The sequence below is a fragment of the Treponema primitia ZAS-2 genome (genome assembly GCF_000214375.1).
GTDB classification, from domain to species: Bacteria; Spirochaetota; Spirochaetia; order Treponematales; family Breznakiellaceae; genus Termitinema; species Termitinema primitia.
Map to the genome: position 1 here is coordinate 1196782 of NC_015578.1, position 23016 is coordinate 1219797.

At 51.1% G+C, this 23016-nt stretch carries 20 protein-coding genes and 1 tRNA gene; 16 read left to right on the forward strand and 5 right to left on the reverse strand.

The window, feature by feature from the left end; all coding sequences use genetic code 11:
- Positions 1 to 44: 44 nt before the first annotated feature.
- The 3 genes from dapA to TREPR_RS05345 form a co-directional block, all read right to left on the reverse strand.
- Entirely contained in the window at positions 45 to 977 is a 933-nt protein-coding gene (gene dapA, locus TREPR_RS05335; protein WP_015707279.1) for a 4-hydroxy-tetrahydrodipicolinate synthase, read from the reverse strand.
- A 78-nt stretch (positions 978 to 1055) separates the two neighbouring features.
- Positions 1056 to 1865, reverse strand: coding sequence for a 4-hydroxy-tetrahydrodipicolinate reductase (locus TREPR_RS05340; protein ID WP_015707280.1), 810 nt, complete (start codon positions 1863 to 1865; stop codon positions 1056 to 1058).
- Entirely contained in the window at positions 1862 to 3217 is a 1356-nt protein-coding gene (locus TREPR_RS05345) for an aspartate kinase (RefSeq protein ID WP_015707281.1), read from the reverse strand. The genes TREPR_RS05340 and TREPR_RS05345 overlap by 4 nt, the downstream gene beginning before the upstream one ends.
- Before the next feature lie 161 nt (positions 3218 to 3378).
- On the opposite strand from TREPR_RS05345, the gene TREPR_RS05350 reads away from it, so the two are divergent.
- The 13 genes from TREPR_RS05350 (at position 3379) to TREPR_RS05410 (ending at position 18596) form a co-directional block, all read left to right on the forward strand.
- The gene (locus tag TREPR_RS05350; RefSeq protein WP_245534791.1) at positions 3379 to 5283 is read left to right on the forward strand and encodes a ribonuclease catalytic domain-containing protein; all 1905 of its coding nucleotides are present in this window, start codon (positions 3379 to 3381) and stop codon (positions 5281 to 5283) included.
- Positions 5284 to 5358: 75 nt separating this feature from the next.
- Positions 5359 to 7722, forward strand: a complete 2364-nt coding sequence (locus tag TREPR_RS05355) for a chemotaxis protein CheA (RefSeq protein ID WP_015707283.1) — start codon at positions 5359 to 5361, stop codon at positions 7720 to 7722.
- Between the two features lie 25 nt (positions 7723 to 7747).
- Positions 7748 to 9094 carry a CheR family methyltransferase gene (locus TREPR_RS05360; protein WP_015707284.1) on the forward strand — a complete coding sequence of 449 codons (1347 nt, stop codon included), beginning with the start codon at positions 7748 to 7750 and terminating at the stop codon, positions 9092 to 9094.
- A 24-nt stretch (positions 9095 to 9118) separates the two neighbouring features.
- Entirely contained in the window at positions 9119 to 9589 is a 471-nt protein-coding gene (locus TREPR_RS05365) for a chemotaxis protein CheX (protein ID WP_015707285.1), read from the forward strand.
- A 120-nt stretch (positions 9590 to 9709) separates the two neighbouring features.
- Positions 9710 to 9783: transfer RNA gene (locus TREPR_RS05370), tRNA-Val, on the forward strand.
- Between the two features lie 172 nt (positions 9784 to 9955).
- Positions 9956 to 11365, forward strand: a complete 1410-nt coding sequence (locus TREPR_RS05375; protein WP_041611030.1) for a PTS mannitol transporter subunit IIBC — start codon at positions 9956 to 9958, stop codon at positions 11363 to 11365.
- Between the two features lie 11 nt (positions 11366 to 11376).
- A complete protein-coding gene (locus TREPR_RS05380) occupies positions 11377 to 11637 on the forward strand; it encodes an HPr family phosphocarrier protein (RefSeq protein WP_245534792.1) in 261 nt (86 codons plus the stop codon).
- A gap of 14 nt (positions 11638 to 11651) precedes the next feature.
- A complete protein-coding gene (locus TREPR_RS05385) occupies positions 11652 to 13685 on the forward strand; it encodes a BglG family transcription antiterminator (RefSeq protein ID WP_015707288.1) in 2034 nt (677 codons plus the stop codon).
- 9 nt (positions 13686 to 13694) lie between these two features.
- Positions 13695 to 14135, forward strand: a complete 441-nt coding sequence (locus TREPR_RS05390) for a PTS mannitol transporter subunit IIA (protein WP_015707289.1) — start codon at positions 13695 to 13697, stop codon at positions 14133 to 14135.
- Positions 14132 to 15106 (forward strand): 1-phosphofructokinase family hexose kinase, encoded by a 975-nt coding sequence (locus TREPR_RS05395; protein ID WP_015707290.1) that lies wholly within the window; start codon positions 14132 to 14134, stop codon positions 15104 to 15106. The genes TREPR_RS05390 and TREPR_RS05395 overlap by 4 nt, the downstream gene beginning before the upstream one ends.
- Positions 15107 to 15231: 125 nt before the next feature.
- On the forward strand, positions 15232 to 16503 hold the full coding sequence (locus TREPR_RS05400) for a zinc-binding dehydrogenase (protein ID WP_015707291.1): 1272 nt from the start codon (positions 15232 to 15234) through the stop codon (positions 16501 to 16503).
- Position 16504: 1 nt separating this feature from the next.
- Positions 16505 to 18124 (forward strand): phosphoenolpyruvate--protein phosphotransferase, encoded by a 1620-nt coding sequence (gene ptsP / locus TREPR_RS05405; RefSeq protein WP_015707292.1) that lies wholly within the window; start codon positions 16505 to 16507, stop codon positions 18122 to 18124.
- A 94-nt stretch (positions 18125 to 18218) separates the two neighbouring features.
- The gene (locus TREPR_RS05410; protein ID WP_015707293.1) at positions 18219 to 18596 is read left to right on the forward strand and encodes a RidA family protein; all 378 of its coding nucleotides are present in this window, start codon (positions 18219 to 18221) and stop codon (positions 18594 to 18596) included.
- A 114-nt stretch (positions 18597 to 18710) separates the two neighbouring features.
- On the opposite strand, the gene TREPR_RS05415 is transcribed toward TREPR_RS05410, so the two are convergent.
- A complete protein-coding gene (locus tag TREPR_RS05415; protein ID WP_169313405.1) occupies positions 18711 to 19505 on the reverse strand; it encodes a PEGA domain-containing protein in 795 nt (264 codons plus the stop codon).
- An 86-nt stretch (positions 19506 to 19591) separates the two neighbouring features.
- Positions 19592 to 20260, reverse strand: a complete 669-nt coding sequence (locus TREPR_RS05420) for a Crp/Fnr family transcriptional regulator (protein WP_015707295.1) — start codon at positions 20258 to 20260, stop codon at positions 19592 to 19594.
- 96 nt (positions 20261 to 20356) lie between these two features.
- Between TREPR_RS05420 and TREPR_RS05425 the strand changes: the two genes are divergently transcribed.
- From TREPR_RS05425 to TREPR_RS05435, 3 genes are all read left to right on the forward strand, one after another.
- Positions 20357 to 21058: an ATP-binding protein gene (locus tag TREPR_RS05425; protein ID WP_041611468.1), complete on the forward strand. Its 702-nt coding sequence runs from the start codon at positions 20357 to 20359 to the stop codon at positions 21056 to 21058.
- A 209-nt stretch (positions 21059 to 21267) separates the two neighbouring features.
- A complete protein-coding gene (locus tag TREPR_RS05430) occupies positions 21268 to 22110 on the forward strand; it encodes a PRD domain-containing protein (protein WP_015707297.1) in 843 nt (280 codons plus the stop codon).
- Complete coding sequence (locus TREPR_RS05435) at positions 22107 to 22991, forward strand: HAD hydrolase family protein (RefSeq protein ID WP_015707298.1); 885 nt, start codon at positions 22107 to 22109, stop codon at positions 22989 to 22991. Before TREPR_RS05430 ends, TREPR_RS05435 begins: the two co-directional genes overlap by 4 nt.
- Positions 22992 to 23016 lie beyond the last annotated feature (25 nt).

The following is a 23016-nucleotide window of genomic DNA, read 5'->3' on the forward strand; positions in this document are numbered from 1 at the left end:
TTGATCGAAGCAAAACAAAGTTTCGCATAACTTCTATATTGTCACTATTCTTTTAGCGTAAATCCCAGTCCTTCTACCACTGTCCTCAGCGGCGCTACGCTGCCTGATGCCAGGGGCCCCAGAGGGAGCCGGGCCGGCCCTGCGGGAAGCCCCGCCCAGTTCATTGCTGCCTTGATGGGAACCGGGTTCGTTTCGATGAAGGCGGTTTTGGCGAAGGGCAGCAGTTCGTAGTGCAGCTTTCTGCCCTCCTCAAAATTACCCTCCAGACAGGCCTTGGTCAGGGCGGCAATTTTTTTCGGTATCAGGTTGGATATCACCGAAACGACACCGTCGCCCCCCAGGGCGATCAGGGGCAGGGTGAAGGAATCATCCCCGGATAGCACCGTGAAGGGCTTCCCCGCCGCCTTTCCTGGCAGGGCAATTTCCCTGATGATGTCCCCCATCTGGGTGATATCCCCGGAAGCTTCCTTAACCCCGATGATGCCGGGTATTTCCGCAAGCTTTTTCATCAACTGTACGGGGATATTCTTCCCGGTCCGGCCGGCGATGTTGTAGATCACCACCGGTATGCCCACTGCGGCGGCAGCCTCAAAGTGTTTGATAAGCCCCGAGTCGTTGGGTTTATTGTAATAGGGGGTGACCACCAGGGCAGCGTCGGCCCCCAGGTCTTTGGCCCGTTTGACGTAGCCCACCATATGTTTAGTGGAGTTGGAGCCCGCTCCGATGATTACCGGAACGCGCCCCCGGATTTCCTCCAAGGCAATCCTGATCAGCTTTTCTTCCTCATCATCATCCAGGGTCGGGGTTTCCCCGGTGGTCCCCATGGGAACCAGGCCGTTGATCCCTTCGTCAATCTGGAACTTGACGAGCTTCCGCCATCCCTCAAAATCCACATCCCCGTTTTCCTTCATAGGGGTGATCAGAGCCGTAAAGGCTCCGCGGAACCTTTGGTACAGTTCCTGTTGGGATTGGTTCATAGTATGCTCCATTTCTTTCGTTGTAATTGCACGGCGCAGAGGCCGCACGGTGACTTATTATTTCACAAAGCGGGGCTGTCAAACAAGGGTTTCCTTCAAGATATCTTCCATTACATCATCAAAGGTGAATACCCCGTTCCTGGCCTTGCCCGCAGCTTTCCCGGGCTTGCAGTCCAGGAGCCATTCGGCGGCCCGTATGGCCCCTAAAGCAAGGCCGTCCCGGTTCCGGGCGCTGTGACTTATCTCGATGGTGTCCGAAGGGGAATCGAAGCTCAGGGCGTGGAGCCCGGGCACAGAACCCAGGCGCAGGCTGGGAAAGTGGATCTCATCCGGCTCAGGGGGGCGATCCAGTTTTTCCCAGACCGCCTTCTTTTTCCGGGTCATCGCCTGGAGCACCTTGCCCACCAGGATTTTGGCAGTCCCGGAAGGGCTGTCAACTTTTTTGTTGTGGTGAAATTCCCAGCCTCCCACGTCGTATTCCGGAAAAGGGTCCGCCAGTTTGGCCGCCAGGGCGGCGATGCGGTAGAAGAGATTTACCCCCAGGGAATAGTTGGAGGACCAGCAAAGGGAGGCGCCTTTTGCGTTTACCAGTTTTTCTATCTCCGGGAGCTTATCGTACCAGCCCGTGGTACCCGCCACGGTGGGGATCCCCCGCTCTATCAGGGCAGCGATGTTTCCTGCCGCCGTATCGGGCCGGGTAAACTCCACCGCCACATCCGTTCCCCCAAGTTCCTTCGCCTCCGCAATAGCCTTGTACAGGGGCGCCCCCGAGGCGGTCGGCCCCGGGGCGGCGGGGTCAAGCGCCACAGTAATAGTGTGGCCCCGTTCCAGGGCGGTTCTTTCCAGTATCCGGCCCATCTTGCCGTATCCGATAAGGGCAATGTTCATAGCCTCTCCTCTTTCGACAGGGGTTCAAAAAAGCATTTGTGCAGGGCGATTACTACTTCCCCCGCCTGGGTGTCATCCACAATAAAACTGATATTTACTTTACTGGCCCCCTGGGAAATCATCTGCACCTGTATCCCCAGGAGTACGCAGGTCCCGAAGGCCCGCTGGAGTATCTCCGATGAACGCCGCACATCACCTACAATGGTGACTATAGCCTTGCCAGTCCGTATCTCCACACTGGCTATGCGGGACAGGTCCTGTTTCAGGGCTCCCAGCTCGTGGTCCGCGTCCAGGGTCAGGGACACCGAAACTTCACTGGTGGCTACCATGTCCACCGAAAGTTTATGCTCCGCGAAGGTGGTAAATACCTCGGCCAAAAAGCCGTGCTGCCCCACCATGCGGGTAGAAACGATATCCACCAGGGTAACGTTTTTCCGGGAAGTGATGGCCCGCACCGGGCCTGCCTTTTTATCCAGGCTTCCCACAATCCGGGTGCCCGGCGCATCGGGGTTATAGGAATTTTTCACCCGCACCGGGGTCCCGGTTTTGATACAGGGCTGCATGGCCCGGGGGTGCAGCACCTGGGCGCCGAAATAGGCCAGCTCTGCCGCTTCCTCGTAGGTCACGGTCTCCACAGGCCGGGCCTTTTTCACCAGCCGCGGGTCCGCAGTTAGTATGCCGTCCACATCTTTCCAGACCTGGGCCTCATCAGCTTTCAGGGCCGAGGCGATCATGGTGGCGCTTAAGTCCGAGCCCCCCCGTCCCAGGGTGGTGATATTCCCCTGCCGGTCCCTAGCGATGAACCCCGTAACCACCGGCACAAGCCCCCCGCCAATCAAAGGAAGCAGGGCCTTTGGGATTAGGTTCCAGCTGTCCTTTTCAAGCTCCGCGGAACTAAAATTTGAATCCGAAAGAAACCCTGCGTCCCAAGAATCCAGGGCCCGGGCTTGTATGCTAATGGAATTGAGGTAGGCTGCGACGATCCGTACGGAAAGCCGTTCCCCAAAGGAAACCAGATAGTCCCTGGTCTTGCCCGTAAGTTCCTTGATCATGGAAATCCCCGTCAAAAGGGTGTTCAGTTCCTTAAGCAGGGCCGTCACTTCCCCCAGGCCGGTACTTTCCAGGCCCAGTTCTTTTACCGTATCCAGGTGAAGCTTTTCTATGCTGTCCGTAACCACAAGCCCTTCGTTCAGGGCCTTGTCGGCGGCTTCCAGAAGGTGATCCGTGGTATCCCCCATGGCGGACAATACCAGGACCGGCTTTTCTGCGATGCGGCGGGCTACAATATCAGCTACATGGCGGATCCGTTCAGCATTGGCAACGGAACTCCCCCCAAATTTCATGACGATCATCGGTTATTCCCTCTTTGTCCCCGAATATTGACCACCACTGTAGCAAAAGCTGTATTTATATGCAATGGTTTTGTAATTTCCAACAGTACCGGCCATTCACTTCATTGAGGCATCCTGAGTTTTGTGTTACACTGTTAACAATGATTGCGGAAAAAAGTCTTGTGGCGTATAAAAACCGTCCGGCCCTGGTTTCGGAAAGAACCGGGGATAAGCTGGGTATTTCCCTGGCAGGGGGTGAAAAACTCAAGGTCCGGGAAAAGGACATTGAGCTGCTCCACCCCGGGCCCTGTACCCAGGCAACTATTGAGGGTCTTCTGTCCGGGGATGAAACCGGGGAGATTGATATTAAGGGCGCCTGGGAACTCCTGTTGGGCAATAAGGTTCCATTGCGGGATTTGGCGGAACTGATTTACGGTGAATATACTCCCCGAACTGCCTGGGCCGCTTATGAAATCTTCAAGAAGGGGCTGTATTTTTCCGGGGACATAGCCGGGATAAGCAGCCGGGATGCGGCGGCGGTAGCGGCGGATGGGGAACGGCGGAGCCTGAAACAGCGGGACCAGGCTGAGCGGGAAGCCTTTCTGGAACTCCTCAAATCAGGAACCGCGGATTTTTCCGACCCTTCCGGCGAGGAAATCCGTTTTTTACAGGATGTTGAAGCCCTGGCCTACGGGCGTACCGAAAAGAGCCGTACCCTGCGGGACCTGGGCCGCCAGGAAACCCCCCTGGAAGCGCACAGGCTGCTCCTGTCCGCCGCTTTCTGGACTCCCTGGGTAAATCCCCACCCCCAGCGTTATGAGCTTTCCCTGGCCCCAGCACGGCATTTGCCGGATCCGCCTCCCCCGGAGGCCCGCACCGACCTTAGCGGGCTTGAAGCCTATGCCATAGACAGCCCCTGGAGTCACGATCCGGATGACGCGGTTTCTCTGGAGAAGCACCCCGCAGGGGGGCCGGATACCCTGTATGTCCACGTTGCCGACCCAGCGGCATCGATCCTTTCCGGCAGCCCTGGGGATCTGGAAGCTCGGGGTCGGGGGGCCACCCTCTATCTCCCGGAAGGGACGGCGCGTATGCTTGCGGAAGAGTCCCTGTCCCTCTACGCCCTGGGGCTCAGTTCCATTCCGGATACCAGTCCGGCCACGGAACTTTCCCCGGCCCTCAGTTTCAAACTCCTCCTGGGCGATGATGGCTCAATTCTGGAAACCGACATTTTCCCCTCCTTGATTCGGGTTACCCGGCTCAGTTATGCCGGTGCGGACGCCCAGGTTGCTGGGGACGCCAATCCCGTGCTGGCCGGACTTTTCCAAATAGCGGAACGTAACCTGAGGCGCCGTATGGCTGCCGGGGCGGTAGTGATCGAACTGCCGGAAACCCATATGTCTGTGAACCTGCCGGAAAAGCCCGGCGCGGACGGAACCGTTTCCATCCACCTTTTGGAGAACTATAAATCTGCGGATATGGTCCGGGAGTGTATGCTCCTGGCAGGGGAGGGCGCCGCCGGCTGGGCTCTCCAGAAGCGGCTTCCCTTCCCCTACGTGAGCCAGGAAACGGGGGATCTTCCCTCTTCCCCCCTGCCCGGCATGGCCGGTTCCTATCAATTGCGCCGGTGTATGCGCCCCAGGACCCTTTCGGTCAAACCGGGGCTCCACTGGGGGCTCGGTTTGGACCAGTATACCCAGGTGACCAGCCCCTTGCGCCGCTACACGGACCTCCTGGCCCACCAGCAGATCCGCGCCTTGCTTTCCGGGGCTGTCCCTCTGAGCGAAGATGATCTTATGGTCGCCTTAGCCGCCGGAGAAGCTGCCGCAGCCGCCACGGTGCAGGCGGAACGGGCCTCCCGGGCCCATTGGATCGCGGTCTATCTCCGGGATAAAAAGGGATCCCCCTGGGAAGGCATTATGATGGAAAAAAAGGGAAACCGTGTAGTGGTAATGATCCCCGGCCTGGGCCTTGAAACCCAGGTCGCGGCTAATTCAGAGCTTGCCCCCAATGATCCGGTAACCCTAACCCTCTCGGGGGTCAAAATTCCCGAGGCGGAGGCGCTTTTTATCATCAATCAGGAATAAGTGTATACTTCTTTAGGGTGGAATTTGGTTTTACTCTCTTGACGGAAGATGAATTGTGTATAAGACTAACTTTATATGAGTGACTATCTGGATCCAAATAATGAGGAGCTTCTCAAAGACTTTTTTAGTGAAGCCCAGATGCAAGTCGATACTCTGGAACAGAATATTCTGGTCCTTGAGAATGAAGGCGGCAACAAAGACGCGGTAGACGAAATATTCCGTGCGGCCCATACCCTGAAAGGGGGGTCCGCGACTGTGGAAATGATGGAATTGTCCCATTTTACCCACATGGTAGAGGATGTTTTGGATGCTATCCGCTCGGATCAGCTTGCGGTCAACGAGGATGTGGTAGACACCCTCCTGGCAGCCATCGATATCATTAAAGCCATGCTCGGACAGCGCATGGAAGGGGCGATCTATCAGGCGGATACTTCCGAGATGGAAGGCCGGCTGGAGGCTTTGATCCCCGAAAGCTCCAAGGGCAAGAAAGGGGGCGCCGTAAAGGCTAAACCCCCTGCGGCTGCCGCTCCTGCCCCGGCCGCAGCTGCCGTTGCTGCTCCCGCCGCCCCTGCCGGGGGTCTTTCGGAAGACGATCTCCGGGAACTGCGGGAATCCGTGGATGGCGGAATGCCTATCTTCCGCATTTCCGTAGTTTTTGACGAAAGCAGCCTGATGAATACCGTTGGGGGTATCCAGGTATACGCCGCCCTCAAGGGGGATGGCACGGTACTGCGGACCATACCGGATTTTGAACAGCTCTACGAGGATAATTTCTACCCCACGGTGGAATATTACGTTGCCAGCAATAAAACCCCGGAGGATCTGAAAAAACACGTTCTCATCCCCGATGTATCCCTTTCAGCCATTGTGACTGATGTAAGCAAACCTGCCGCCGAGGCCGCCCCTGCTCCTGCCGCTGCTCCGGCGCCGGTTGCTGCTCCTGCTGCCCCGGCTCCTGCAGCCGCCCCAGCGGAAGCTGCCGCCCCTGCGGCAAAATCTGCGGCAGCCACCGCAGCAGCCGGTGAGGATGCCAAGAAGGCCGGGAAAGAGGCGGGCTCCATACTCAGGGTAGACTCCAAACGCATTGACGACCTCCTCAACCTGGTATCCGAAACGGTTATCACCAAGGCGACCTTTAACCAGATAAGTAACCAGTTCGGCGATTTGGTAAACGATCTCCACAGCATAGAGGGCGCCTACCGGGAGAAAATTAAAAACCTCTTCGATCGGCTTCCGGATTATCTGGAGGGCATCCAGGAAGGACGCTCTATAAAGGATGTCCGTAAGGAAATCAACGAAGAATACGGGGATATTTTCGCCCTCTTTGACGGCTTTGAAGCGTCCCTGAAAAACAATATGGGCAAATTCCGGTCCACCTCCCAGAACCTGGGGCGGATCACTGGGGAACTCCAGGAAGGGGTCATGCGTATCCGTATGGTGCCCATCAGCCAGATATTCAGCCGTTTTCCCCGGCTCGTCCGGGACCTGTCCAAGTCTCTTAATAAGAAAATTAATCTGGTTATCGAAGGGGAGGAGACCGAACTGGATAAGTCGGTTATTGAAGACCTCCTGGACCCGATCATGCACTCGGTACGGAACTCCATCGACCACGGGATCGAATCCCAGGAAGAACGGAAGGCTTCGGGCAAACCCGAGGAAGGCATGGTCCTCCTCAAGGCAACCAACGAAGGCAATATGATCGTCATCGAGATTTCCGATGACGGCAAGGGCATAGACGTGGAAGCGGTCAAGGGCAAGGCGGTTGAACGGGGGCTTATCAGTCCCAACAAGCTCCTTACAGACCCGGAAGCCTTCAACCTGATCTTTGAACCCGGGTTTTCCACTGCCAAAACCATCACCAGTATATCCGGCCGGGGGGTCGGCCTGGATGTAGTCCGCCGGTCCATTGAAAAACTCAACGGAACCGTTACGGTTACCTCCGAAAAAGGGAAGGGCACTACTTTCCTCATCAAACTGCCCCTCACCCTGGCAATTATCCAGGGCCTTTTGGTCCGGGTGGGCGGGGAAATCTACTCTATCCCAATTACATCGGTCATCGAAAGCCTGCGGATTAAGCCCGAGGAAATCAGGATGATCGACAATTACGAAGTGTTCAACATCCGTAACGATGTTATCTCCCTGCTCAGGCTCAACCGGCTCTTTGGTATACACACCGAGGAACAGCAGGATTACAATTTTATCGTTATCGTGGGCACCGCAGAAAAGAAGATGGGCTTCATGGTGGACAGCCTGATCGGCGAAGAAGACGTGGTCATCAAACCCCTGCGGGATCAGTTCACCAACTCTCCGGGCATTGCCGGGGCGTCCATACTGGGGGACGGTTCAGTCTCCCTGATCATCGACGTAAGTCAGCTATTGGAACTGGGGCTCCACCAGGAATTGGAAGCGCGGAGGGTTCGGGAGTTGTCGAACCGGTAGCGCCCCGGTACAGTGAGGATAAAATATGGCAGTGATTAGAGATTTAGCTGAGGTAAACGCCGAGCTTCAGGAACAGATGGAACGGACCGATACGGTTGATTTCAAGATGATCACCTTTTCCCTTGCCGGGAAAGACTATGCGGTGGACATCATGAACGTCAAAGAAATCGCCAAAGCGGATAAGTTCACCTACGTTCCCAACGCCGCGTCCTTTGTCCGGGGGGTATACAACCTCCGGGGGGACATCATCCCGATTGTAGACCTCAGGACCTTCTTCCACCTTCCCACGGATAAAAAGAAGGATGGCCTGGAAAATATGCTGATTCTCCGCATTGAGGATCGGGTCTACGGGACTATCGTTGATAAGATCGACCGGGTGGTGGGGATCAATTCCGATTCCATCCAGCCTCCGCATCCCATATTCGGGGACATTAATATCAAATACATCAGCGGTGTGGTTGAAAAGCAGGGGGAGCTTTTCATCATCTTGGACGTGATCCGGATCTTTACCCAGAGCGAAGAGGACAAGGCGAAACCCCGGGGCCAGGCCATACAGGAAGCTTCCGTAAGCCCGGCGCCGGACAATTTCTTCCCTGCCCCCCAGAGCGCGGCTGCGGCTGCACTGCCTGAGCCTCCCCGGGACTCGGACCTCCAGTTTGTCAAAGAAAGTTTAGGCGCCCTTAAGCGGTTTACCGCCGGCCCCTACAACGATACCTGGGTCCGCAAGCGTTTTGCCGATTGGGCCACCACCCACGGGGGCAGCGATCTCCAGCTTAAAAACGCCTCCGAGGCTGAGGAATTCCTCAAGCCCTTCTATTCCCCCAGTACCGGGGCCTTCTGGAACGACGACTTTGCCTATACCCTTAAAGCAGCGCTGCCGGATATGCCCTCCAACAGCATCCAGGTTTGGAACCTGGGCTGCGGAAAGGGCTATGAAACTTTTTCATTAGCCTGTATACTCAAGTCACGGTATCCTGATGGTCATATCAAGGTCTGGGCCAATGATAACGACATCATGGCCATATCTTCGGCGCCAAATATGATTTTTGACCTGGAGGATGTGCCGGAGTATTGCCGGGGCTTTATGTCCAAAGGAAAGAACGGGTACAGTTTCAGCCCTGCTATCAAGGACTCGATACTTTTCGAGTACCATGACGTGCTGAATGAAAACCCCCTTCCTGAACTGGACATTATCCTGGCGCGGGATTTGATTTCCTTCTTTAATGAGCAGCAGCAGGGAAAAATCTTTGCCGATTTTTCCGAAAAACTGAAGACTCGGGGGGTAATTATTCTGGGAACAAATGAAGAACTTCCTGAAGGCGAATGGCTATCCATCGGGAAGAGCGGCGTTTCCGCATTTATGCGAGCTTAATTTTAGTTTTGAAAGGAGTATGTTATGAGAGTTGAATATATTAACCCTTTTGTTGAAGCGGCCTTTAATGTTTTGAAAGAAGTCCTCAATACGGATGTGAAGCGGGGGGACCTCTACCTCAAATCCACCACCATGTCCATTATGGGGGTCGCCGCCATGGTCGGCCTTGCGGGGGATGTGGAAGGCCGGGTTCTCTTTGATATGACCAAGCCCACCGCCCTGGGGATTGCAGGGGCCATGAATGGTGAAGCTTTCACCGTCATGGACGAGCTTGCCAAGGCTACCATCCAGGAACTGGCCAACATGATCACCGCCCAGGCGGTTACCAAGCTCCATGACCTGGGCTTCAAGTTTGACCTGACCCCGCCGGCCCTTTTTACCGGTGAGAACATGGAAATCTCCAACCGCGAGGTGGAAGCCCTGATTGTTCCCATGGAGCTTGGCAATAATATCGGTAAAATCGAGATTAACGTAGCTGTCCGGGAACGGGGCTAGATACTTTTAGGCCTTGCCGGGTAACGCCCCTGGGCTTTCCGGGGGGTGTTGTCTTTGTTTAAGCAGTTTCCCGTTGACAAGGTCCTGCAATATATGTAAGAATTAGTGTACCCAAAACAGGGGCGGTTAGCTCAGTTGGTTAGAGCATCAGTATGACACGCTGAGGGTCGACAGTTCAATTCCGTCATCGCCCATCCCGGTAAGTTCTTATTAAACGAGGATTTACCGGGTTTTTTTATGCCAATCCACTTTTGGCGTCCTGTTTCTGTGCCAAATCTCCAGGTGTTTTTCTTGCTTTCTCAATTTTCGTCTGTTACGATGATTATATGAATTAGCAAATATTCAGGTAAATAAATGGAGGATGGAATGAAACAAGCAGTTCAAAAAGTCGGGCGCTCGTTAAGTGCAATGGTTATGCCTAATCTGGGAGCGTTTATTGCATGGGGGCTCATAACTGCCCTTTTTATTGATACCGGCTGGATACCAAATAAAACATTAAGTGCCATGGTAGATCCCATGTTGAAGTATTTACTGCCCCTGCTGATTGGGTATACCGGCGGTAAGCTGGCGGGTGGTGGTGTCCGGGGCGGCGTAGTTGGTTCTATTGCCACCATCGGTGTCATTATGGGCGCCGGGATTCCTATGTTCCTGGGCGCAATGATTGCCGGGCCTCTGGGTGGTTTTTGTATCAAAAAATTTGATGAAGCTATTGATGGTCATATCCCGGCAGGTTTCGAAATGCTCATCAATAATTTTTCTGCGGGCATTATCGGTGCAATTCTTTCGATACTCTGTTATCTTGGTATCGGGCCGGTTGCAGAAACAATAACTAATGCCTTAGGCGCCGGGGTCGGCTGGCTGGTGGATCACAGGCTTTTGCCCTTTGCCTCAATCATTGTTGAACCTGCTAAGATTCTCTTCCTCAATAACGCAATAAACCACGGAGTCTTTACACCTCTGGGAAGCCAGCAGGCGGAAACCATGGGACGTTCAATCTATTATATGATTGAATCAAACCCCGGTCCCGGCATGGGGCTTTTGCTGGCCTACTGCCTTGTGGGAAAGGGCAGCGCCAAGAGCAGCGCCCCCGGAGCGGCAATCATTCATTTCTTTGGGGGTATTCACGAAATTTATTTCCCCTATGTGCTGATGAATCCGGTACTGATTCTCGCCATGATTGGCGGCGGTTTTTCCGGTGTACTTACTTTAACTATTTTTAAGGGCGGCCTTATCGCCCCGGCTTCTCCGGGATCAATTTTCGCAGAACTGATGATGACTCCCAAGGGCGCTTATATTCCCAATATTCTGGGTATCCTGGTAGGCGGGACAGTATCATTTTTCCTTTCACTGATCCTGCTTAAAGCCTTTGGAAAGGGAGACGCTGATCTTGAAGCCGCCCAGTCAAAAGTTAAGGCAAATAAAGCTGAATCAAAAGGTGTAGAGCTTAATGAAGTTAAAACCGCCTGGGACAATAAAGGCGCTGGGTCTTCACCGGCGGAAGTTAAGAAAATAGTCTTTGCCTGTGACGCAGGAATGGGTTCAAGTGCAATGGGCGCCACAAAACTGCGCAAGAAGATACTGGCCGCCGGATTTAGTGATATTACCGTAGTACATTCCCCGGTGAGTGAAATCCCTGCGGATGCTGATATTATTGTATGTCACAAGGAATTAGGCGGGCGGGCGTCCGCCGCTAAGCCGGGGGCGCGTTTGGTAACCATCACTGATTTCCTCAATGCTCCGGAGTATGAGGAACTTATCAATAGCCTGAAAAAGTAGAAAGGAAGGATATGATGCTGCAATTTACCCATACTATTACGGATCCTAATGGTATCCATGCGAGGCCCGCAGGACTCTTTGTTAAAGAAATGCAGGTTTTTAAAAGCAATGTTACTATTAATCGTGAGGAACAAAGCGCCAGTGCAAAGCAGCTTATCGCGCTTATGAAGATGCGGCTCAAATGCGGCCAGACCTTTACCGTTATTGCCGAAGGAGAAGATGAGGCTGTTGCAATAGAAGCGGCAAAAACTTTTCTTGCCTCTAATTTGTAAGGGCTGTGGGTAAAATGAATTTATCCGGGATTTCGGCGCGGCTTGCACATCTTCTGGAACTGCTGCTGGCCGCGCAGGAACCGGTAAAGGTTGATTTCCTGGCAGAGGCCCTTGGAACCAGCCGGCGTACCGTATTTCGGGAACTGGAAACCGCGGGCCCTGTTTTGAATTCCTTTCAGGCGGAGCTTGTTTCCATTCCCGGAAAGGGTATCGCCTTTTCAGGAACAGAAGACGCGCGGAAAAGCATTTATGCAGCCCTTGGGGATTATGGTTTGCAGCCCGCTTCCAAACGGGAGCGTCTTTTGCTGCTGGTGATTGAAATTCTTGCGAATTCGGGGGTAATACAAAAACTGTTTTATTATTCCAATATACTAAAGGTTAGTGAATCCACAGTCAGCAATGATATTAATGAGCTGGAACCCTGGTTTAAGCAGCATGGTATACATCTTGTAAGAAAAGGCGGGATAGGGATAATGCCTGAGGGGACGGAAGAAGCGATACGCACCGCCCTGGTGAGCCGTCTTATTACGGATGGTGAGACAGGTGGAAAATCGTATACTGCTTCTTTTTCTTTTCCCGGAGATCTTATAGAACAGGGGGTACGGGAGGTTATGCAAAGCAACGGTGATAAGTTTGAATGGATGACCGCCGAATCCTATTCCATGATTACCGTATATTTAATGGTGATGGTAAAGCGTATCTTTGCGGAAAAGTCCCTTGGGGATGAAAATAAAGTCCTGGGTGATTATCAGATAACGCTTGCAGGTATTGTGGCAGGTGATCTTTCCAACTATTTTTCAGTATCCTGCGGAAATGCGGAAATTCAGGGACTAGCAGTTCAGATACAGGCTTGCCGGGCCAAGCAGGAAACGCCGGTAGAAACAGGCTCCCCGGAACGGAAGGAATTAATCCGGGCTTTAACCTACGAAATGATAGATCGTTTTGATTCTTCCATTGCCGGGGTTCTTAAAACTAATGAGAAATTGGTGCAGCTTCTGGGCAAACATTTAGGATCGGCTTTGACCAGGTTACAGGCAGGTCTGGATGATCCTAATCCTCTGCAAATGGAACTTATTAACAAGTATCCTGAAGTTTTTCAGAAAACCTGCCGCGCCGTAACGGCAATGGAAGAAAGCCTTGGGTTTAAGGTTCCTGTAAATGAAATTACTTATATTGAAATACATTTTCTGTCAGCCCTTGCGGCGCTTGGAGAAAAAAACATCAGGAAGCGGATCCTCCGGGCAGGGGTTATTTGTGTTGCCGGTATAGGGACATCCTATATGGTGGCGGCTCAAATACGAAAGCGTTTTATCGGGGATCTGGAATTGGATGTATGCGGTTGGGATGACAGGGAATCCTGGGAAAAGGATGATTTTATAATTTCAACAATTCCCCTGGAAAATACAGAAAAGCCGGTGGTATTAATCCAGGCAATCTTACAGGAAAATGATTATCAGCAAATACAAAATACAATCAATGCCTATGCCTTTGTTGAACGGGGAATGATTGTTCAAAAGGTAGATCGATCCCTTGATGAACAGCTTGAAAAACTGGAAAATATTTTGTTGTTTACCAGAATGCTTCTGGGTAGTTTTACGGTTATACGGATAAATGCTGATTGCAGTTTTGATTATTTGTTTCGTTTTGCATCTGATCGTTTTGCCCCTCTGGCCAGAGAGACTATTTACAATAAATTGATGGATCGTGAAAAAATTTCAAGCCAGGTAATCCCCGATCTGGGGGTTATTTTGCTCCATACCCGCAGCGATGCTATTACAATTCCGGTATTTGCGATACTTAAACCTGATGGAGAAAAATTCAAGGATGAGTATTTCAGAGGTGCAAAAAGTTGTGTGGTCATGCTCCTGCCCGAAGCTGCGCCGGCTGAAATGACCGACTTAATGGGCGGTTTATCAAGCGCCCTTATAGATGTACCGGCGTTTCTTGATGCAATTCATGATGGTAACGAAAAAGTAATTAAGGCTTTATTGGAAGCGGAAATTTCCGACTCCCTTCTTCAATACAGTAACGAAAAATTAAAGAAATAGGAGGCTTTTATGGCGAATTTACCAATGCTCAGGAAGGAAAACATTCTGCTGAATCAACCCAAAGCGGATAGGGAAAGCATTATACGCCGCTGCGGAAGGATGCTGGTTGATTCGGGGTATGCGAATGAACGTTATATTGAAGGGATGGTAAAGAGGGATAATTCTTTTACCACTTATATCGGTAACTATATTGCACTACCCCACGGGGAAGAAGCGTACAAGGTTGATATTATTGCTACAGGTATTGTGGTACTTGCTTTTCCTGAGGGTATTGATTGGCAGGGAACCCTGGCATACCTGGTGATCGGAATTGCAGCCAAGGGTGATGAGCATATTGATATCATGGGCAACGTGGTGGATAACCTTGAAACCGGCGATGATGTTGAGAAACTTGTCAGGGAAGGAACTGTTGAGGATGTTTATAAAATGCTCGCCGGTGCTTCTGTATGATCATCACGGTAACCTTAAATCCGGCCCTGGATAAGACTGCCAGGGTAGAGATTATGCAGCCCAATACCCTTAACCGCCTTTCCGATGTGCGTGTTGATGCCGGCGGAAAAGGGGTAAATGTGTCCGCCATGATAAGCGCTCTGGGCGGCAACAGTTTGGCTACCGGCTTTGCGGGAGGCGGGGCGGGTGAAGAGCTCTTGTCGAGAATTGCGGGGCAGGGTTTGGCCCATGATTTTGTGCGGATAAAATCGGTAACCCGCACAAATCTTAAAGTTGTTGATTCAAAAGGCGCCTTAACCGAATTAAACGAACCGGGACCGGAAATTACGGCTGAGGAATATTCGGCCTTGGAAAAAAAGCTTTTAGGTTTTGGAACAAACGGGAACACCTTTGTTCTTTCCGGGAGCCTCCCCAGGGGGCTTAAAAGCGATACGTATAAAAAACTCTGCGGCCTGCTTCGGCAAAACGGGGCTGCGGTATTTTTAGATGCCGATGGCCCGGCGTTGGAGCTGGCCCTCAATTCGGATACATCCGCTTTGCATGGGGTTGGACTTCCCAATTTTATTAAGCCCAACCGGTATGAGCTTTTAAAACTGTTCAGCATGGAAGACCAGGAAACTTCTGAAAAAATTTTAGCCCGCCTGTGCTTGCAATTGCTTGATAAGGGAGTTGAGCTGGTTAGTCTTTCTTTGGGGGCCGAGGGTGCGCTTTTTGCCAGGGCAGAGGGTATCTGGCGATGCCCGGGGCTCCCGATACGGGTACAGTCAAGTGTTGGCGCAGGGGACAGCATGGTGGCCGCCCTGGTATACGGTTTTGAAAAAGGTCTGGGGATGGAAGAATGTTTTGCCCTGGCCATGGCCGCCTCAGCAGGGGCCTGTACTACTGAAGGTACCAGGCCGCCTTCAAGGAATTTGGTAGATGAGTATTTGAAACAGGTTAGTTTACAAAAAATAGTATATGGGAATCTCTAAAAACTTCAGTTTTTAGAGATTTACAGCTTAAAAAAGCATTTGCACAGTCTTTAGACGAGCAAATGCAGGGTACCTCTAAAAACTAACCGAGTTTTTAGAGGTACCCATAAAGGAGAAATGTTAAAATGGGACAAAAAACAAAAGCGGTGAGGCTCTACGGGGCGGATGATCTCAGGCTGGAAGAATTTGAACTTCCTGAAATAAAGGATGATGAGATTCTTGTCAGAATAATAAGCGATAGTATTTGTATGTCTACGTACAAGCTTGCGAAACAGGGAAAAAAACACAAACGATGTCCTCAGAATGTGGATACCAATCCTATTATCATTGGCCATGAGTTTGCCGGGGATATAGTAAAAGTGGGGGCAAAATGGAGCGGTGAATTTAAAGCAGGCGAAAAATTTGCCCAGCAGCCTGCGCTTAATTATAAAGGAAGCCTTGCCTCCCCCGGTTATTCCTACGAATTTTTCGGCGGGGATGCAAGTTATTGTATTCTTCCCCATGAGGTGATGGAATTGGGCTGCCTTCTTCATTACGATGGAGACGCTTATTTTTATGCTTCCCTGGCAGAACCGGTAAGCTGTATTATCGGCGGCTATCATATTATGTACCATACCAACAAGCAGAATTATGATCATGCCATGGACATTAAAGAAGGCGGCAATGTGCTTATCCTCGGCGGCGCCGGCCCCATGGGGCTTGAAGCAGTTGAATACCCCCTGTACGGCGGTAATAAACCCACTCGGATTGTTGTTACCGATGTGGATGACGGCCGGCTTGAACGGGCAAAAAAACTAATCCCCCCTGAACTGGCAAAAAAACAGGGTGTAGAGCTGCACTATGTAAATCCCCGCGGTTTTGCGGATCAGTATACTGCTCTTATGGATATTACCGGGGGGAAAGGGTACGACGATGTATTTGTCTACGCCCCTATTAAGGAGCTTGCGGAGGCGGGAGATCGGCTTATGGCCTTTGACGGCTGCCTTAACTTTTTTGCAGGTCCCTCGGATAAAAACTTTTCTGCCATGATGAACCTCTACAACTGCCATTATACCAGCACCCACATACTGGGAAGCACCGGGGGTAATACTGATGACCTCAAGGAAGCTATTAAGCTGGCATCGGAAAAGAAAATCCGTCCTGCGGTTATGGTAACCCATATCTGCGGTATTGATGCTGTGGCCTCAGCGGTTATTAATTTGCCGGAATTACGGGCGGGAAAGATTGTTACCTATACGCATATCAATATGCCCTTAACTGCCATAAGTGATTTTGCCAAACTGGGTGAAAAGGATCCTCTATTTGCGGACCTGCATAAAAGTTGTGATGCCCATCAGGGATTGTGGAATGCGGAAGCGGAAAAAATCCTTTTAAAACACTTTAAAGTGGGAGCATAAAATGATCACATTGCAGGGTAAGGGAGTGAGTGATGGCATAGCGCTTGGAAAACTGACTTTTCTGGAACGTACCCATTTTTCGGTGGAAAAGAGGACCATTACCGATGTTCCGGCTGAAGTTGAACGTTTTAATGCAGCCAGAGAAACAGCCGCTGCACAATTGGAAGAGCTTTCCAGGACCATGGCTGAAAAAATAGGTAAAGAAAATGCCCTGCTTTTTGATATTCACAGTATGATGCTCTCTGACCCTGATTTTTTTGAACCTATGATAGGCATTATCGAAAACCAGAAGATCTGCGCAGAATATGCGGTTATGGAAGCCGGCTCCGCGCTGGCCCAGGATTTTGCGGACATGGACGATGATTATATGAAAGAGCGGGCTGCGGATGTCCGGGATGTGGCTAACCGGGTAGTAGCGATACTGTCAGGTACCTGGATGGATGTTTCTGCAGGAAGCGATCCGGTTATTCTTGCGGCAGATGATTTTAGCCCCAGTGAAACGGTTCAGTTTGACCGTTCCAAGGTGTTAGCCCTGGTTTCCAGGGCAGGGGCAGCAAATTCTCATACTGCCATATTTGCCCGGACCATGGGGATTCCGGCTATTATAGGTTTTGGGTCCTCCCTTTCAGCGGGGCTTGCGGGTGTAAATGCAGCGGTAGACGGCGGTACAGGGGTGCTTTGCATTGACCCCGGGCCTGCGGTTATTGAAGAATTTCAGAAAAAACATGAACTCCTGGAAGAAGAAAAACAGGCCATGGAAAAATACCGGGGCAGGGAAACGCTTACAAAAAGCGGAAAAAAGATACAGCTCTTTGCCAACATTGGTTCTGTTACGGATGTGGAAGCAGCTATTCTGGGGGATGCCGAAGGGATAGGTCTTTTCCGCAGCGAATTTCTTTACCTGGGCCGTGAGGATTATCCCGGTGAAGAAGAGCAATATGAAACCTATAAGCGGGTACTTGAATTAATGAAGGGCAAACAGGTAATTATCCGTACCATGGACATAGGGGCTGACAAACAAGCCGCGTATTTCGGCCTCCCTGGGGAAGAAAACCCTGCCCTGGGGATGCGGGCAATACGTATTTGCTTGACCCGGCCTGAACTGTTCAAGACCCAGTTGCGGGCAATTTACCGGGCTTCCTCTTTCGGCAACGCCGCAATCATGTTTCCCATGATCTGTTCTGTGGCAGAATTACTGCGTGCAAAAGCGATTTTAAAGGAAGTGCGGAATGAGTTGCAGGTTCAGGGAATCGCTTTTAATGAAAAAGTGCCCGTCGGTATCATGATTGAAACCCCTGCCGCCGCCATAATAAGTGACCTTCTGGCAAAGGAGGCTGATTTTTTCAGTATAGGTACCAACGATCTGACCCAGTACACCCTTGCTATAGACCGTCAAAATGATTTGTTAAGCGAGTTTTGCGATATTCACCATGAAGCAATACTCAGGCTCATAAAGCTTAGCTGCGATAACGCCCATAACGCGGGTATTCCGATTGGTATCTGCGGCAGCCTGGGCGCCGACAAGACCCTTACTCAGTTTTTTATTGAAACCGGCATTGATGAGCTTTCGGTGGAACCTTCCTGTGTGCTGCCTTTGCGGAAAGTGATTGCGAAATTGTAGGAAGGATGCTCAAGCTCTACCTTTGCCCGAAGACTTCGGATATTGCCTTTTTATAAAGATTCTGGTAGAACGAATACAGTAAAAAGGAGACACCATGAAAGTTATTCAAACCGCTGCGGCGCCTGCTGCTATCGGTCCCTATTCCCAGGCTATGGTCACGGGAAATTTGGTTTTTAGTTCCGGGCAGATCCCCCTTTCTGCGGAAACCGGGGAAGTAGTCGGTGCCGAAGTGAAAGAGCAGACCGAGCAGGTTATCAGGAACCTCAAGGCGGTGCTGGAAGCCGCCGGCTCTTCTCTTGCTGCTGTGGTCAAGACTACCTGCTTCCTGGCGGACATGCAGGATTTCGCTGCTTTTAACGAGGTCTACGCCAAGCATTTCAGCGGCAAACCTGCCCGCTCTACCGTGGCGGTGAAGCAGTTGCCCAGAAACGTCCTGGTAGAAATTGAGGCGGTAGGGGAACTGGTGAATTAAACCAGGTGGCAACGGTATGAGGTAGCCGGGGCTATATTTCATAGTTTTGCCTGGCGCCTCTACGTTGCCTCTGGGCCGCATACGGCTGCAGCCTACTCCCTCGCGCGGGCTGTATTAGAACTGCTCCCTTAACATTGCTATTATTTCAGCTGTTTGTACATCCAAGGCTTTCACACTTATACGCCGTGTTGAACCTGTTCCGCTAACAGTACCGGTAATAACAATATTTGCACCCAGCATTTTACCTATGGATAGTGCAGAGTTATCGGAAACATCTCCTGATAACTGAAAGTTTTGTTCTTCCTTTATCTTATCGATAGTATTTCTATTTACGATTTTGAACTTTCCGGTATTTACCAGCTGATACTCAAGCTCATCAGTAATATATTCTGCGCTTTCACGATCACTCGATGAAATTGATAATACCGCCAGTGTTGTATTTCCCGTTAATTGTTGTGCCAAAACGTCGCTTAATTTCATAACGGCACTTTCAAGTTCTTTTGTTGCCCTAACGCTGAGTTGAGGGCGTTCTATTAAATTGGATTCTGTTAATATAAAATATTGATCCGGTACAGGACCTTCCAACCATGCTGCATTAATCCATAAAAGCATAGGAATTAAAGCCCAACAAAATACATAACCCACTACAACGGCAGCGGCATTAGCTTTTTTTGTTTCTGTATGCAAAGTCCTTTGCAAAGTTTCATAGCCTTCTTTTTCAATCACAATACGATATTTTTTGTCCACGGAGTTTTTTATTTTTGTTTTTGTTATGGGAGTTGAACCAACAGTTTTGCCATCTATTGTAACTCGAGCATCAGGAATATTAGTATTGATATTAACAAGGGTTGTAGTTTGACATCCTGTGAATATCGCAAGAATCAATAATAGGCATATTAATTTTTTCATAAAATGTCTCCCTGTCATGAAAATCTCCAAGGATATGTATAAAATTTCATACACATTCTTTTAACTTTTCCTACTATATATGGCTATCAGTTTTTTTGCAACAGCTCGAACCGGTTTTTATTGAACCGGATGAGGCCTTGGTCCTGCATTTTGCCCAATTCTGCGGACATGGCGCTGCGGTCTACCGAAAGGTATTCCGCCAGCTCCTGGCGCTTAAAGGGTATGGTGAGGACAGTACTTCCCTGTTGCTGGGCCTGGGAGGAAAGGTAGGAAAGCAGTTTTTCCCTGGTGGTGCGGCGGGTAATATGCTCCATCTTTTTTATCAGGGCAATATTTTTGCGGGCCATATCCTGGAGGGTGTTTTTTATAAGGTCCCGGTGGAATACGCAGACGGAAGAACAGGTGGTGATGATCCTGGTCAGATCGATCAATAGGACTTCGGATTTTTCCACCGCTTGAACGCTCACGGGCAGCTTTTTTACGCCCCCGCAGGAAAAGGCTTCCCCGAAAAGTTCCCCCGGTTCCGCCCGGGCCAGGATAACCCGGTTGCCCCAAAAATCATCCTGAAGTATATGCAGGGCCCCTGACAGGACCACCCCGATAAACCGGGGCTCATCATCGGCCATGAAAACAAAGGAGTCTTTCTCATATTTTTTATGCCGCGCTGAAAGGCATTCCAGAAGGCTCACCAGATCGGGTCCGGCTATCCCCTTAAAAAGGGGGCACCTGGCTAAAAGGGGTAAATATTTTTTCATGAAATGGCCTCCAAAAAAGCTTTCGTTGTAAAAACAACAGACTATAGAGCTATCATTTTCTATATTTTCAGTATAAGGTCAATACGGGGGTATTCCATGATACGGCAAATCGTAAAAATCGATACTGAAAAATGCAATGGCTGCGGCATTTGCGCCGAGGCCTGCCATGAGGCGGCTATAGGGATAGTAGATGGTAAGGCAACATTGCTGCGGGACGATTACTGCGATGGTATGGGGAACTGCCTCCCCGCCTGCCCAAGCGGGGCCATCGCCTTTGAAGAACGGGAGGCGGCTGCATACGACGAAAAGGCGGTTAAGGCGAACCAGGCGGCAGGAACCGGGCAGAGGGCGGGGACGGAACCGGGGACTGGGAGTGCTGGGCAGAAGACAGCGCAAGCCGGGAGCACCGGGACTGTAGAAAGCCGGCTCAGTCAGTGGCCGGTGCAGATCAAGCTGGCTCCGGTGAAGGCGCCCTTTTTTGACCAGGCCAGGCTTTTGGTGAGTGCCGACTGCGGGGCCTACGCTTACGGCAATTTTCATAATGAGTTTATGAAGGGGCGTATCACCCTGATCGGCTGCCCAAAACTGGACCAGACTGATTACAGCGAAAAATTAACGGAAATATTCAAGGGGAACGATATCAAGTCCGTGACCGTGGTGAGGATGGAGGTTCCCTGCTGCGGTGGGATCGAGAATGCCGTGATCGCGGCGCTGAAAAACTGCGTTGCAAGTAGCGGGAAGATAATACCCTGGGAGGCGGTGACCCTGTCGGTTAAGGGGGAGCTGCTGGAGGGGTAGAATTAGTCTGTGGATCGACTAAAAAAGGTAAAAAAGAGCTTGACAAAGTTGGAATAATTCTCCATACTGGTCTCTGAACTAAGGATTGTTAGTGAAGGTATTCCCGTTTCACGGGACGCCTTTACGCATGACCTAAATTTCTGATAGCTGCGGACCAAGCGGCTTTTCGGGGATTTAGGTCTTTTTTTTGGTTTTTTGCGGGACGGTCCATGAAAGCTATCAGGAAATACAATAACAATATCATCCTCGCAAATGACCAGGGTCATGAAGTCATTGTCCTGGGGAAAGGGATAGGGTTTCAGGCAAATCCGGGGGACCCGGTGGATACAAGGCTTATCGAAAAAACCTTTATTCCCCAGGAGACCGTCCAAATCAGCCGTTTCGCCGATACTCTTGCGGATCTGCCCTATGAATATATACTCCTGGCAACTAAAGTCGTGGATTGCGGGAAGGAACTATTGCAGGCCGAGCTAAACCCCAGTGTGGTAATTGCCCTAGCAGACCATTTCTCCGGTACCTTGCCCCATTTTGCGGAACGTAAAACCCTGGAGTCTCCCCTCAAGTGGGACCTCCGGCATCTTTATCCCCGTGAATTTAAGGCGAGTATGCGGGGACTGGAGATTATCCGGCAGGAACGGCACGAGGATTACCCCGAATATGAGGCCTACAATATAGCCCTGCATTTTATCAATGCGGAGACTGATACTGCGGATATGCCTACCACGTTCAAAATCGTGGCGATTACCAGCGATATTATCGGGATTATTAAAGAGTCCCTGCATATCAACTTCGATGAAGAATCCTTTGATGTAATGCCCTTTGTGATTCATCTGCGGAATTTGGTGCTGAAATACACCGTGAATCCGGAACAGAAAATCCGGGGGGATGATGACTTATACGCCCTGGTGATGAAGCGTTATCCCGAAGCAGCGGATTGCTGCACACGGATCTGCGCATATTTGCGGGAAACCCACGGTTGGGAACCGGTACGGAACGATCGCTTGTTTCTGGTACTGCATATCAAACGTATCTCCGATGGGATGGCAAAGTGAAGGGCAAGATAGTGTTTTTAGACTTTGACGGTACCGTGGGGGACCGCAACTTTATACCCTTCTCCGCTTCTCGCGCCTGCCGCAGGGCACGGGCTAACGGGCACATCCTCTACCTCGCCACCGGGAGGTCCCTGGTGCAGGTCAATCCCGGGCTGGTTAAAAAAATGTTTGACGGGGCAGTGTATTCCTCGGGCGCGTATATTGAAGCTGCGCCGGAACTGCGCGGGGAACTGCGTTGCAAGTGGCGCGGGGGCAAGCGGGAACTTATTTACACTGCGGTCATGGACAGCGCTCTGGTAGACCGGCTCATCGGCTTTTTGGATAAGCATGGAGCCTTCTATATGCTGGAACTGGCGGACCGGGTGATTGCCGGTCCCGGCTTTGATGCATATTTCAAAGCCCTCTTTACAGGTAGAAAGTGGACTCCGGCTTTGCTCTTGGAAAAGTTTTTTGTCGGAATGATTTACCGCAGGAGTCTCTCCCTGAATGAACCAATGCTGCACCGTGCGGATGTTCTCAAGCTGGTCTTCATGATCCGGGGGGGTATTAGCTTTGAGGATATACAGAAGGAATTCGGCGGGGAATGTGAAATTGTCCGTAGCTCTATCCCTATTACGGGTATGTCCGGGGGGGAAATCAGCCCGAAAGGGGTACACAAGGGAGCGGCGCTGCTCAAGGTTATTGCCCGCCACGGCATAGCGAGAGAAAACAGCATTGCTATTGGGGACAGCGATAACGACCGCACCATGATAGAAGCTGCAGGGATCGGCATTGCCATGGGTAACGGAGATGAAAAGCTGAAGGCCATTGCAGACGATGTTACGGACACACTCTACCGGAATGGTCTGGCCAAGGCGTTCAAAAAATACGGTTTAGTGTGATGGATAAAATAGTGATTGTGTAATA

What these genes read in the sequence shown, in the direction of transcription:
- dapA (WP_015707279.1), bottom strand. Translation starts at nt 977, where the DNA reads ATGAACCAATCCCAACAGGAACTGTACCAAAGGTTCCGCGGAGCCTTT.
- TREPR_RS05340 (WP_015707280.1), bottom strand. Translation starts at nt 1,865, where the DNA reads ATGAACATTGCCCTTATCGGATACGGCAAGATGGGCCGGATACTGGAA.
- TREPR_RS05345 (WP_015707281.1), bottom strand. Translation starts at nt 3,217, where the DNA reads ATGATCGTCATGAAATTTGGGGGGAGTTCCGTTGCCAATGCTGAACGG.
- TREPR_RS05355 (WP_015707283.1), top strand. Translation starts at nt 5,359, where the DNA reads ATGAGTGACTATCTGGATCCAAATAATGAGGAGCTTCTCAAAGACTTT.
- TREPR_RS05360 (WP_015707284.1), top strand. Translation starts at nt 7,748, where the DNA reads ATGGCAGTGATTAGAGATTTAGCTGAGGTAAACGCCGAGCTTCAGGAA.
- TREPR_RS05365 (WP_015707285.1), top strand. Translation starts at nt 9,119, where the DNA reads ATGAGAGTTGAATATATTAACCCTTTTGTTGAAGCGGCCTTTAATGTT.
- TREPR_RS05375 (WP_041611030.1), top strand. Translation starts at nt 9,956, where the DNA reads ATGAAACAAGCAGTTCAAAAAGTCGGGCGCTCGTTAAGTGCAATGGTT.
- TREPR_RS05380 (WP_245534792.1), top strand. Translation starts at nt 11,377, where the DNA reads ATGATGCTGCAATTTACCCATACTATTACGGATCCTAATGGTATCCAT.
- TREPR_RS05385 (WP_015707288.1), top strand. Translation starts at nt 11,652, where the DNA reads ATGAATTTATCCGGGATTTCGGCGCGGCTTGCACATCTTCTGGAACTG.
- TREPR_RS05390 (WP_015707289.1), top strand. Translation starts at nt 13,695, where the DNA reads ATGGCGAATTTACCAATGCTCAGGAAGGAAAACATTCTGCTGAATCAA.
- TREPR_RS05395 (WP_015707290.1), top strand. Translation starts at nt 14,132, where the DNA reads ATGATCATCACGGTAACCTTAAATCCGGCCCTGGATAAGACTGCCAGG.
- TREPR_RS05400 (WP_015707291.1), top strand. Translation starts at nt 15,232, where the DNA reads ATGGGACAAAAAACAAAAGCGGTGAGGCTCTACGGGGCGGATGATCTC.
- ptsP (WP_015707292.1), top strand. Translation starts at nt 16,505, where the DNA reads ATGATCACATTGCAGGGTAAGGGAGTGAGTGATGGCATAGCGCTTGGA.
- TREPR_RS05410 (WP_015707293.1), top strand. Translation starts at nt 18,219, where the DNA reads ATGAAAGTTATTCAAACCGCTGCGGCGCCTGCTGCTATCGGTCCCTAT.
- TREPR_RS05415 (WP_169313405.1), bottom strand. Translation starts at nt 19,505, where the DNA reads ATGAAAAAATTAATATGCCTATTATTGATTCTTGCGATATTCACAGGA.
- TREPR_RS05420 (WP_015707295.1), bottom strand. Translation starts at nt 20,260, where the DNA reads ATGAAAAAATATTTACCCCTTTTAGCCAGGTGCCCCCTTTTTAAGGGG.
- TREPR_RS05425 (WP_041611468.1), top strand. Translation starts at nt 20,357, where the DNA reads ATGATACGGCAAATCGTAAAAATCGATACTGAAAAATGCAATGGCTGC.
- TREPR_RS05430 (WP_015707297.1), top strand. Translation starts at nt 21,268, where the DNA reads ATGAAAGCTATCAGGAAATACAATAACAATATCATCCTCGCAAATGAC.